The 12,267-nt window shown below is 39.1% G+C and carries 9 protein-coding genes; 2 read left to right on the top strand and 7 right to left on the bottom strand.

The window, feature by feature from the left end; all coding sequences use genetic code 11:
- Nucleotides 1-107: 107 nt before the first annotated feature.
- Entirely contained in the window at nt 108-2,036 is a 1,929-nt protein-coding gene (locus ABJD71_RS04695; protein WP_348165269.1) for a S9 family peptidase, read from the bottom strand.
- 228 nt (nt 2,037-2,264) lie between these two features.
- Between ABJD71_RS04695 and ABJD71_RS04690 the strand changes: the two genes are divergently transcribed.
- Nucleotides 2,265-3,119 (top strand): alpha/beta hydrolase-fold protein, encoded by an 855-nt coding sequence (locus tag ABJD71_RS04690; RefSeq protein ID WP_348165266.1) that lies wholly within the window; start codon nt 2,265-2,267, stop codon nt 3,117-3,119.
- 55 nt (nt 3,120-3,174) lie between these two features.
- On the opposite strand, the gene ABJD71_RS04685 is transcribed toward ABJD71_RS04690, so the two are convergent.
- From ABJD71_RS04685 to ABJD71_RS04660, 6 genes are all read right to left on the bottom strand, one after another.
- Nucleotides 3,175-4,008 (bottom strand): mechanosensitive ion channel domain-containing protein, encoded by an 834-nt coding sequence (locus ABJD71_RS04685; protein ID WP_348165262.1) that lies wholly within the window; start codon nt 4,006-4,008, stop codon nt 3,175-3,177.
- 59 nt (nt 4,009-4,067) lie between these two features.
- Nucleotides 4,068-4,613 carry a DUF2780 domain-containing protein gene (locus tag ABJD71_RS04680; protein WP_348165259.1) on the bottom strand — a complete coding sequence of 182 codons (546 nt, stop codon included), beginning with the start codon at nt 4,611-4,613 and terminating at the stop codon, nt 4,068-4,070.
- 528 nt (nt 4,614-5,141) lie between these two features.
- Nucleotides 5,142-5,579, bottom strand: coding sequence for an MOSC domain-containing protein (locus ABJD71_RS04675; protein ID WP_348165256.1), 438 nt, complete (start codon nt 5,577-5,579; stop codon nt 5,142-5,144).
- Nucleotides 5,580-5,599: 20 nt separating this feature from the next.
- Nucleotides 5,600-6,949 (bottom strand): MATE family efflux transporter, encoded by a 1,350-nt coding sequence (locus ABJD71_RS04670; RefSeq protein ID WP_348165253.1) that lies wholly within the window; start codon nt 6,947-6,949, stop codon nt 5,600-5,602.
- Nucleotides 6,950-7,054: 105 nt separating this feature from the next.
- On the bottom strand, nt 7,055-8,275 hold the full coding sequence (moeA, locus tag ABJD71_RS04665; protein ID WP_348165250.1) for a molybdopterin molybdotransferase MoeA: 1,221 nt from the start codon (nt 8,273-8,275) through the stop codon (nt 7,055-7,057).
- Between the two features lie 127 nt (nt 8,276-8,402).
- Entirely contained in the window at nt 8,403-9,263 is an 861-nt protein-coding gene (locus ABJD71_RS04660; protein WP_348165247.1) for a TraB/GumN family protein, read from the bottom strand.
- A gap of 411 nt (nt 9,264-9,674) precedes the next feature.
- On the opposite strand from ABJD71_RS04660, the gene nirB reads away from it, so the two are divergent.
- Nucleotides 9,675-12,266 carry a nitrite reductase large subunit NirB gene (gene nirB, locus ABJD71_RS04655; protein WP_348165244.1) on the top strand — a complete coding sequence of 864 codons (2,592 nt, stop codon included), beginning with the start codon at nt 9,675-9,677 and terminating at the stop codon, nt 12,264-12,266.
- The last annotated feature ends 1 nt before the right edge of the window (nt 12,267 follow it).

The raw sequence follows: 12,267 nt of genomic DNA, 5'->3' as shown, positions 1-12,267 counted from the left end.
ACATGCAATTTAATGAATTGAACTGTGTTAAATTGACAGTATAAGCGTGGGTAACGTTATACTCTGTATGCACTTGCTAATACAAGCGCATACCTTTTTGATTAATCTTAATTGAGGTGATTTTCCAAGAAGTTCAAGTAGGCTTCAGACGCTTTAATTCTATTGGCTTTTCTGAGGAACCCATGCCCTTCATCAGGAAATAGTACATATTCTACATATACATCATTACGTCGAATCGCTTCAACAAGCTCATCACTTTCAACTTGCAAAACTCTTGGGTCATTTGCACCTTGTACCACTAGCATTGGTCTTTGGACTTTTTCAGCATGGAACAAAGGTGATATGGCTTTATGTCTGACCGCATCTGTTGCAGGGTCTCCCATTTCATCATATAACGCTTCACGAAATGCTTCCCACCAATCAGGGATGCTAGATAAGGTTCTTACCCAGTTGGTCACTCCGAATATGTTTATACCAACTTCAAACTCTTCTGGGTAGAAAGTCATAGCGGCTGCTGTGATATAGCCACCATAAGAGCCACCCATCACCCCAACTTTCTTGTTATCAACCCAATCTAAGCCGCGAAGATAGTGTCCAGCTTCTACAATATCTCTTAAATCTTCTTGGCCATGACGTTTGTCATCCATATGAAAAAATGTCTTTCCATATCCTGATGACCCCCGATTGTTCGCAGCGTAAACTCCGTAACCATTGTTCACCAAATGTTGAATTAATGCACTATAGCCACGGGTACTTTGTCCACCTGGACCACCATGAACGAATACAAGCGCAGGGGTTGGATTGGCTGCTGAAGCTTGCTTAGGTTTATACAAAATACCAGGAATAACTGTCCCATCAGATGCTTTAAAACGCTCTACAGTGGCGGTTACGAGATTGTTTTCGTTGATTTCAGGATTAAGGGCATTCGTTAGCTTAATACTGTCGTTTTCATTGCTAATACTTGCAATGTACAAGTTATATGGCGAGGTGTCTGTGTTCAGTCCAAACGCCAGCTTAGATTCATCCCTTGAAAATCTAATTTGTCCTAACTCGCCTTCTGGAATACCTTTAAGGTCAAGATTTTTCTCGGTGTCTTGATCAAATATCGTAATATCTGTTAGCCCATCAGCGTTGATACCGTGAATACGATACCGTCCGCTTGGTGAATAAAAAACAAAGCTGACGTCCCAATCATCTGCGATTAGGGGCGACTTTTTACCTGTACTAATGTTGTAAGTCCATGCTTGGTTAAATTCGCCGTGTTCATTGGTACTAAATACAACATGTTTCTCATCAGGTGTGAAGTCGTAAGTGGAGTAGGCAATGTTGCCTTGGTGTTCTGTAATGAGTACTGGTTTTTTTTGCTCACTTGATAAGTCAACTAAATAAATGTCAGAATCTGCACTTGTTCGAGGTTTATCTAGTGCTAACCATTTTCCAGACTTGCTTATGGGGCCCGGTTGAAAACCAGCGTTTTCGAATAACAGGGAAGCTTGATAGTTAGAAATATCGATACTGTATAGATCAAAGTTCGCCGAGCTGCGACCGTTGTGCCAAACATAAAATGCGGAGTTATCTTTGTTCCAGCCTCCAAAAAACGCTTTTAACTTTTCACCAGGCGTTACATCTATTAAAGTTCCATCTAATTCTCGTACAAAAATATGGTTTAACTCGTTGCCGCCTTGATCGGCAGAAACAATTATTTTGTTATCTTGTGGAAAAAAAGAATTAACAAAGTAAGCGTTTGAATCTGATTCTGTTAGTAACGTTTGGGTGCCTTTTTTATCAATAGTGTAGGCGTTAAAAACGCCTGACTTATCTGATTGAATTAGCAGCTTTTTATTATCAGATGACCAAGCATAACCCTTTGCATTAGCCAATCCATAACTCGTTGTTTGAAAAAATGCTTCAGCGGAATAACTTTGAAAAACATTAGCTGAAGCCACTTTGATATTTTCTGGTTTTGAAGCGTCATGTCTTGAACATGATAAAAGCAGCATTGAAACACAAATTGACATTATTAGTTTTGTATTCATTTTTAAATCCCTTTTGCATCGTTAAGTTTATGTAATGCAGTTTGTTTAAAATAGTATGGTTGATATCTATCATATTATTAATACCATGGACTGAATCTGTCATACATATTTTCTATAAAATTTAATGGTTATATGGTGATTAATTGTCTATGAACTTTTAGAAGCGCGATTAATCCTTAGTAATAGTAGATAATGGTGTCAGATTAGTTTTAGAGTTTACAATTTGCAATGATGAAGTCCTTAACCTTATTAAAATATGGATTGGTAGTGATAACTTGTACTTTTTTAGCTTGTACAAAACAGGCGAGCGAGAGTAGTGCGGCGAAAAACGTTCAAGTATTACCTTTTCAATTTGCTATATCAGAGCTAGATAAACAAAGGACAGTGCGATTGTACCTCCCCCCTAGTTACGATAATTCTGTAAAGTCTTATCCTGTTATCTATATGCATGATGGGCAAAACATGTTTGATAATCATACGTCTGACAATGGCGAGTGGGAGGTTGATGAGTCATTAAATGCTCTTGCGGCCGTCCAAAAGTTTGAGGTTATTGTTGTGGCTATTGACCATGGTGGAGAAGAGCGTATGAACGAGTTATCTCCATGGGAGAATAAACGTTTTGGTATAGCTCAAGGTCAAGCATACATGGATTTTATAGTTGAGGTGGTCAAAGTCTATGTTGACAATAACTATAGAACTAAGCCTGAACGTTTGTACACCGCGATTATGGGAGGCGATATGGGGGGATTATCCTCTCATTATGCTCTACACGCTTATCCTGATGTGTTTAGTAAGGCAGGTATTTTTTCACCAGCTTACTGGTACTCTCAAGATGTATTCGCTCATACAAAGCTTAAAAAGGCTAAATTAGATAGTAGGTTGTTTATTTTGTATAGTGATAAAGAAGGGGATGGAATGATTGCTGATACTGACAGAATGTCGAGGCAACTAAAATCTCAAGGGCATCCGAGAGATAATTTTAAATTTAAAAGGGTAAAAAGTGGTGAGCAACGAGAAGCATTATGGAAGTCTCAGTTTGCAGAAGCTGTGATGTGGCTATTTCAAAAACAACCAGCGTTCTAATTTATACAAAAAAGGAGTGCAATAATGTGCACTCCTTTTTTAATTATCACGAAATTTAAACGCTTTCTTGAAAGATATGTACGTCTCGTTGAGGGAATGGGATACTTAACCCTTCAGCTTCAACTGCTGCTTTAAGTGCAGGGCGTAGCGCAAAGTTTAATGCCCAGTAATCTTCGGTTTTTGCAAATGCTCTAACTAGGAAATCAACAGAACTCGATCCTAAATCAACAACCTCTACAACGTTACCTTCGTCTTGTAATACACGAGGATCAGCTTTTAAAACGGCTTCCATAGCAGCTTTTCCTTTAGCGATATCGTCTGAATAAGAAATCCCAATAGAGATTTCTACAGCACGAATACTACTTTTTGTGTAGTTGGTAATGTTGCCATTCGCAAGAGGACCATTAGGAACAATGATAATTCGCTTATCAAATGTTTCAAATGTAGTTACAAAAATACCGATATCAGTGACTGCTCCTTCTAAACCTTGAGCGCCAACATAATCTCCAACTTTAAAAGGACGGAAAATTAAAATCATCACACCGCCAGCAAAGTTTGATAGGCTTCCTTGTAAAGCTAAACCAACTGCTAGGCCAGCAGCACCTAAAATGGCTACGAATGAAGTTGTCTCTATGCCGACCATTGATGCAACACTTATAACCAGTAATACTTTTAATACTACTTCAAAAATATTTGTTAGAAACTTGGCTAACGTTTCGTCTGGTAATCCTTTGATTGAGTACTTTCTCACCGCATCACTAAGCTTGCCAATGATCCAAAGACCAATGATTAATACTACAAGAGCAAGAATAAATTGTGTTCCGTACTCGGTACCCATAGCTATTGCTTTGTCGTAAAATACTTGTAACTTTTCGTCTAAATTTTCCATTATTTTTCCTTTGCTAAAGTTGAATATATCTACCAACTAGTTAATCAAACGTTCACCTACTACAATGAAAGAGAGCTTAAGCCTTGCTGTAATACAGTTTTAACTTGTTGCCCTTGTTCTGTATCTAAATAAGCATAGGCACTTTCTAACACTTTAGAGATCATGTCTGCGTCAAGTCCAAGAGACTCAAATTGACTTTGTAACATTGCAAGCCCGTTTAATGTATCACTGTATTCTGTCGCTTTACTTAACATACCACCTAGACCACTGTTGCTTTCACTATTATCGCCAGTGATTGCTGGTACTGCTGCCATAATTGTGTCTAAGCTAGGTAAAGAGTCGCTTAAAGAAGAAAACTGTTCAGCTGAAACGTTGTCTTTGGCGTAATCAAAAAGTGAACCCAAGCTACCTGTTGCTTGTGACTCAGTAATGCCTAGAGAGTCAGAAACAGAGCTAACCATGTCGGTAACACTTAATGAACTTGAAGTGGTTTCGGTTTTGTCATCGGTTAACAAGCTTTTAGCTGAGCTTAACAAATTGTTCCCTAGACTTACCGTTGAGAAAGAAAGGGCGCCAACTAAAACGATTAATGCAGAAAATTTCATATTAAAATCCTATTTTGTTTCAAAATTTGCGGTGGATAATAAACGTATTTATCCATTTTGGTTAAGTTATTTTGTCTTAAACACCTATTATTAAGACTAAAGTTTTATAAAAACCTTATCATAATAGGTCTCATAGCGGCTAATATGAAAATAACAAGGAAGTGAAGCTCAAAATTTAAGCGCCTATGTCCGGAAGCTGCGCCATTATTTCATCAAGAATAAAGCTTACTGCAACTTCAACTTCAGTACCCTAAGGTTTCCTACTCTAATAAACCTCCTAAAATGGAGCCTGTCAGGTGAGCTTGAAAAGGCATGTTCAATACCTGCTTCATATTCATGGTTTTTAAAGGAGTGGTCATTTGCGATTTAAGTAATGGGCTGATGAATTTAATATCTTAGATTCTGTCTCACTTGGTACTCCCGATCTGGGGGCTTTTCTCACATCGTGGTGTCCAATGCTCGGTATCCATAAGCTGTAAGTTAATGACATTAAGATGGCTGTTGAGTCGATGTTTTAATGTAAAATATTTAGGCAATTATATCGATGCTATCTCCTATGGTCACTCGTCCATCGGCTAAAACGCGGCAACATACTCCACCTCGCCAGTCAGGGGTTAAAGCCTGTGTCAGGCCTTGGTGTTGTTGGTCCATCCGCGGACATGGGTCAGTTTCACGAGTAATTAAGAGTATTAACTGCCCTATTTTAATTTGCTGACCAACCATATCTGGGGTAAATCTGACGCCTGATATCAATAAATTCGAGCGTCGTATGGTCCAAGGAAGTGTCGTGGTAATCTGACTACAGGCGATATCCCATTGCTCTTTACTCAAGACTGTTACTTGGCGCTTACCCGGTTTACCTCTAAAGTCGCCATCGACCCCAGCGACTTTGGTGATCATAGCTTCAGTTTTGCGCTCCATGGGAGCCTTTGATTTTTTACGAATGGCAATATCAAGTAATTGCATGCTAGTTTTTACCTTTTTATTTAACCCAGTGAGTGGTCTTGCCTTTGAACATACCTTAACCTCAAGCCGAGTAACACGGCTGCTGTGGTTAAGCCGCAAATAAACCCAATCCAAAAGCCACTAGCAGCCATTTTAGGGACTATCCAGTCAGTTAAGCCCAAAATACAACCTATAGTCATACCCACGCCCCAATACGAAATAAAGCTTAGATAAAACATGGCCGCGGTGTCTTTGTAACCTCGTAAAGCATGGCCGGATATAACTTGTATTGCATCAGAAAATTGAAACATAGCTGCGAATAATAGAAGACTAGATGCTAGCTCTATCACTTTTGGATCAATACTATACAACTGAGAAATGGGGCCTCTGAGTACTATAGTTGTCAGTGCGGCAAATACTGAAGTACAAAACCCTAAGGTAAAGGCGCATTTTATTGCTAATTTTGCTTGCTGGGTTTTTTGTTCACCTAATAAAAATCCTATGCGGATACTGGTAGTTATCCCTATACTCAGGGGTATCATAAACATTAACGCTGAAAAGTTTAATGCTACTTGGTGAGATGCAACTATAGTGGCGCCAAAAGGGGCTAACAATATTGGTACCGCAGCAAATAATGTCACTTCACACAAGATAGTCAGGGCAATAGGCACACCTAACTTTAGGTTATTCCACATATCTATTATCTGAGGTCGGTACACTTTATGATACAGGTTAAATTTAGCTAATTTACTCGACTTAAAAGTATAAAACCAAGTGGCAAATAACATGGCAACAAATACCAACCCGGTGGCAATACCACAGCCAGCACCTCCCATTTCTGGTAGTCCAAACTTTCCATAAATAAGAACGTAATTTGCGGGTATGTTTATCAATAAGCCAATTACCATAATAAGCATACTAGGTTTAGTAACCGACAGGCCTTCACAGTAGTTTCGGAGGACTTGGTATATGGCAAAGGCTGGCATGGAATAAAGCACATAATGAATATAATCGATGGTAATGCTGCGTAATTCCGCATCCATATCAATAAACTTTAACAAAGGTTCGAAGCCAAAAGAAAACAGCAGTGCCAAGACAGAAATACCAAAGGCTAACCAAATCATTTGTTGGGTAACATTAGCTACTTTATCTAGTTGTTTTGAGCCATTAAAACGAGAAATTATTGGCGGAAGCGCTAAGGTTATTCCTTGTATAAAAACTAAAACAGGAAAAGTAAAACCAAACCCAATGGCAACAGCGGCCATATCTGTGGCAGAGTAGCGCCCAGCCATAATCGTATCTGACACACCCATTAAGGTTTGGGTAATTTGCGCAATTAAAAGCGGCCAAGCAAGTTGGATAATAGTTTTAAGTTCTTGTTTAAATGCCACTTGTGTCTCTTTTGTTAACGCAGTTTGTAATCAAGCACCAAATGTAAATTAACTTAGTCATTTATAATTGGTTTATGTGAAAATGTTTAGGCTTAAATTTGTGAGTTAAAATGGTTGAATTTTGACTGTATTGCCTTGTTCTAGATTACCTGAATCCTGATCCAATAGTATATAACAGTTTGCATTGGCGATTGAACTCATAATACCCGAGCCTTGCTTGCCATTTGGCTTGACGACTAGTTCACCATTGTTATCACGATAAAATATACCCCTTTGATAATCAGCTCGCCCAGGACGTTTATAAATAGTACATGCTGCCTTGGCTAGAAAGTACTGTGGCGTTCTAGGATTTTCACCACACAATTGATTTAATAGAGGCGTCACTAGGGTTTCAAAGGTGACATAAGATGAAACCGGATTACCGGGTAAGCCACAAAACCAAGCATTTTCTAATTGCCCAAATGAAAAAGGTTTCCCTGGCTTTATGGCTACTTTCCAAAAGTTTATTGTACCTAGCTCATCTAGAATGTCTTTCACATAGTCAGCTTCACCAACCGACACGCCACCACAAGATAGCACTAGGTCACAATGGTTACCTGCTTGCTCAAAGTGGGTGCGTAACTCTTCTTTATTGTCTTTTATAATGCCAAAATCTAATACTTCAACAGGAAAAGAGTGGAGCAAGGCACTTAATGCGTAACGGTTACTTTCGTAAATCGCGCCTTTTTGTAATGGCTGTCCGACAGGTGTTAGTTCATCACCTGTTGCTATTAGTGCTACTTTCACGCGGCGAATAACGGCAACTTCTGATACACCAATTGATGCAAGTAATGCTAAATTAGCTGCATTAACTCGCGTGCCTTTACCGATAACTATTTGCCCTTTTTTAATGTCTTCACCAGCTTTACGAACGCTATTTCCAACACTCGGTTTTTGTTTAAAAGTGATACGTTTACCGTCAACTTCAGTATTTTCTTGCATTACAACTGAGTCTGCACCTTGTGGGATGACAGCTCCTGTCATTATCCTAATACATTGGCCACTAGATACCAGAGCATCATAAGGAGAGCCTGCAAGGGCGGTCCCTACCAGAGTAAGGTGTTCGGTTTTACTTAAATCTCCACCGCGTAACGCGTAACCATCCATGGCCGAATTATCGGCAGGGGGAACGTCAATTTCTGACAAGACGTCGTCAGACAATACTCTACCCAATGCATCTTCTATATCTACCCTCTCGCTTTCAAGGATAGGGGGAACACTTTTAAGCATATTTGAAATAGCAGTTTCTACGGGCAAAAGACCAGGGGTATCACAGGTTTGTATCATGGTAAGTTAACAATATTTTAAGGTAAGGATATTATGTAAAGACTAACGTAAAAACATGGTTAAAGAGAGAAAAAATTAAAGCATCGTTTTAACTACAACACTTTAATTTTATTATGCTTTGAATGACTTACATTTTTTCTATTGCGTAACCTTTCGTTTTTAATTTAGTTAAAATACCATCTGGCCCAGATAAGTGTAACGTACCAACCAAGACCAATTCCTTTGGTTCGTCATTTAACATATTTACTATTTGCGGTAGCCAATTGTTATTTCGAGTGGCAATTAAATCATTGTAGATAGCTGGATAGTCTGTTTTGAAAGGGTAAATTCCGACATTAGCCATAGCGGCCATATCTCCCTTAAACCAGGCTTTGTGAAGTTTTCCGAAGGTATCGTCCATTGTAGCTATATCTTTAAGTGTGTAATGAATCATTTCATTTGGATCTTCTTGACCCATATTAGCTAAAAACTGTAGTTGTTCATCTGGCGTTTCAAGCCATTCTTGGGGCTTATTATGGGCACTCGCCATTTTTGAATAAAATACATCCACACCTTCGCTAGTGTAACCCATAGCATTTAGTTCCATCATACTCAGCGTTATGGCAATCATGCCTGGTCTATAAGACGCCACAGCTTGAATAGGAACGCCTTTTGATGATAAAAATACCACTAAATCTTGATAGGTATCGGCTTCTAAAATTTTATCTATGGTAGTGCCATCGCTGTAAGTCATTAACCTCATCATTTTTTGTGCAAATTCAGCTTGACTAACCGCAACCATATCTGTTTCAAATACCAACTTATCAGTGTTTTGATAAGCAATGTCATATGCTTTAGGTAAGGGATAGTCATCTGGCGTCAATATATGAATCGTACCTCCTATATATAGGCTATGAGTTTTTGAAGAAACTTTCCAAACTGATGCAGCGTGAATATTGAATGCGAAGATGAATAAGAAGATACTAGATAAGGTTCTAATAAACGTCATGTAAAATTATTTCCGATGGCTCAAGTATTTAATGATTGCATGAGAATACTTGTTTTAATGTCTATGTGCCAACTCAAATGAGTAAGCTTACGAATAATCGTGGATATATTAAATTGGTGTTTATTAATACCCGCACTTTTAGTGCGCCAATATGGTGCCATTGCACTATTTTATTTGTTCTTTTACTTGGTTTTATATCAGAGTTAATTTTAACCTGTTGTTTTATATGGTTATTATAGTTGGCATCTTTCCTGCTTTATAAATCGCAGAAAATTACAGTACTAATTTAAAATCGTTTGCTTTACATAATTGCGTGTAATTGCAAATCGGCAAAGAAGCCCACAAATTCATTATATTTGATGAATTTAGTGGGTTTTTTTTTGCTTAAAAAAAAAGACCAGAGGTGACCCAATGTCAAGTTTGATGAATGCAAGTAACGCACAAAAAATGCGAGTGGTGGTGGTGGGTAATGGCATGGTTGGCCATTATTTTGTTGATGAATTAATCAAGGCTAATAAAGCTGATGATAATACTCAGATAGACATCACCGTTTTATCAGCAGAACCTAGGCTAGCTTATGATCGTGTTCATTTATCAGAATATTTCAGCGGTAAAACTGCAGACGAGTTAGCTTTAACTACTCCTGAATACTATGAACAAAACAGTATTAACTTCGCGTTAAGTGCCAAGGTAGTCAATATCAATAAATTGGCTAAAACGGTTACGACAGAATCAGGCGATGTGTACGAATACGACAAACTTGTTTTATCAACTGGTTCTTATCCGTTTGTGCCACCAATACCTGGTAATGAACAACCTCATTGTTTGGTCTACAGAACCATTGAAGATTTAGAAAACATTAGTGCGTCTTCTGCCGTAAGTAAAGTTGGTGTGGTAGTGGGTGGCGGTTTACTCGGGTTAGAGGCGGCAAACGCCCTTAAAGAAGCGGGGTTACAAACCCATGTCGTTGAGTTCGCACCGCAATTAATGGCTGTGCAAGTCGATGCAGGTGGTGGTCGTCTATTACGTAGTAAAATAGAAAATTTAGGCGTGCAAGTTCATACTCAAAAAGCCACTCAAGTTATTGAGAAAGGTGATGTGTGTCGTTACAAAATGGTGTTTGCAGATGGAACTGAATTAGAAACAGACATGATTCTGTTTTCTGCAGGTATTCGTCCGTCTGATGCTCTAGCTCGGGAGTTTGATATAGAAATAGGCCCGAGAGGCGGCATAGTGGTTAACGATCAGTGCCTCACTAGCGATGCAGATATTTATGCCATTGGTGAGTGTGCCCTTTGGAATAACTTTATTTTTGGCTTGGTTGCGCCTGGATACACTATGGCTAGAGCCGCTGCGAGTCATATCGTTGGTGGTGACCTGACCTTCCAAGGTGCTGATATGAGTACCAAGCTTAAGCTAATGGGAGTTGAAGTAGGTTCTATTGGTGATGCACATGCTAAGACAGAAGGGGCATTGTGTTATACCTACGAGAACCAACCCAATGAAGTGTATAAAAAGATTGTTGTTGATGCAGAACAGAAGAAACTTCTTGGTTCGGTACTGATTGGTGACACAAGTGATTACGATACTTTATTGCAATATGCATTAAATGACATTGAATTGCCTACTAACCCTGAAAGTTTGATTTTACCTGCAAGTGGTGATGCGCCAGTAGGCTTAGGTCCTGATGCATTGCCTGATACGGCTACCATTTGTTCATGCCATAATGTTTCAAAAGGTGACATTATTGAGTCTGTTGATCAAGGTGCCTGTGATGTGGGCTCTGTAAAATCTTGCACTAAAGCTGGCACAGGTTGTGGCGGTTGTGCGGCTTTACTTAAATCTGTTGTTGACTGTGAACTAGAGAAGCGAGGAGTTGAGGTAAAAAAGGACATATGTGAACATTTCGCTTATTCGCGCCAAGAATTGTTTCACCTAATAAAAGTAGGCGGTATTAAAACGTTTGAAGAGTTACTAGAAAAACACGGGAAGGGTTTAGGTTGTGAAATATGTAAACCTGCCGCCGGGTCTATTTTAGCCTCTGTTTGGAATGACTACATTCTAAAACCTGACCACGTTAGTCTTCAAGATACTAATGATACTTACCTAGGTAACATGCAAAAAGATGGTACTTATTCAGTTGTACCTCGTATGCCAGGTGGCGAAGTGACTCCTGAAAAACTTATAGCTCTTGGTGAAATTGCCAAAGAATACAAGTTATATACAAAAGTAACAGGGGGCACCCGTATTGACTTATTTGGTGCCCGTGTTGATCAGCTTCCTGATATTTGGGAAAAACTTGTTAAAGCTGGTTTTGAGACAGGCCATGCCTATGCAAAAGCCTTACGTACCGTTAAATCTTGTGTTGGTAGCACTTGGTGTCGTTATGGTGTTCAAGACTCAGTTGGAACAGCGGTTAATTTAGAAAATCGATACAAAGGTCTTAGAGCTCCTCATAAAATTAAATTTGGTGTATCAGGTTGTACCCGTGAATGTGCAGAAGCGCAGGGTAAAGACATAGGTGTGATTGCCACAGAAAATGGTTGGAACCTATATGTATGTGGTAACGGGGGGATGAAACCTCGCCATGCTGATTTATTCGCAACAGATTTAGATACAGACACCTTAGTTAAATATATTGACAGAGTATTGATGTTTTACGTGCGCACCGCTGATCGGTTACAGCGTACCTCTGTTTGGATGGAAAATCTTGAAGGTGGCCTAGCGTACTTACAGAAAGTCGTTATTGAAGACTCATTAGGCCTAGGTGAAGAATTAGAAGCAGCGATGCAGAATGTAGTTGATACCTATCAGTGTGAGTGGAAATCAACTATTGAAAGTGAGCAGTCATTGAAACGTTTCCGTCAGTTTGTGAATAGTGAAGACAAAGACATGAATATTGTATTTGTTGAAGAGCGAGAGCAAATTCGCCCTGCTACTGAACAAGAAAAACTGGAATTTAGCGACGAACAAGTTGAAAAGCTTGCCACAGAACTGGTTTAAG

This window comes from Paraglaciecola sp., from assembly GCF_039943935.1.
GTDB lineage: Bacteria > Pseudomonadota > Gammaproteobacteria > Enterobacterales > Alteromonadaceae > Paraglaciecola.
Note: the sequence above shows the minus strand (reverse complement) of the source record. Positions and strands in the feature narration are given on the sequence as shown.

Bases quoted from the DNA above. Each gene is read 5' to 3' on its own strand.
- ABJD71_RS04695 (WP_348165269.1), bottom strand. From the start codon at position 2,036: ATGAATACAAAACTAATAATGTCAATTTGTGTTTCAATGCTGCTTTTA.
- ABJD71_RS04690 (WP_348165266.1), top strand. From the start codon at position 2,265: ATGATGAAGTCCTTAACCTTATTAAAATATGGATTGGTAGTGATAACT.
- ABJD71_RS04685 (WP_348165262.1), bottom strand. From the start codon at position 4,008: ATGGAAAATTTAGACGAAAAGTTACAAGTATTTTACGACAAAGCAATA.
- ABJD71_RS04680 (WP_348165259.1), bottom strand. From the start codon at position 4,613: ATGAAATTTTCTGCATTAATCGTTTTAGTTGGCGCCCTTTCTTTCTCA.
- ABJD71_RS04675 (WP_348165256.1), bottom strand. From the start codon at position 5,579: ATGCAATTACTTGATATTGCCATTCGTAAAAAATCAAAGGCTCCCATG.
- moeA (WP_348165250.1), bottom strand. From the start codon at position 8,275: ATGATACAAACCTGTGATACCCCTGGTCTTTTGCCCGTAGAAACTGCT.
- ABJD71_RS04660 (WP_348165247.1), bottom strand. From the start codon at position 9,263: ATGACGTTTATTAGAACCTTATCTAGTATCTTCTTATTCATCTTCGCA.
- nirB (WP_348165244.1), top strand. From the start codon at position 9,675: ATGTCAAGTTTGATGAATGCAAGTAACGCACAAAAAATGCGAGTGGTG.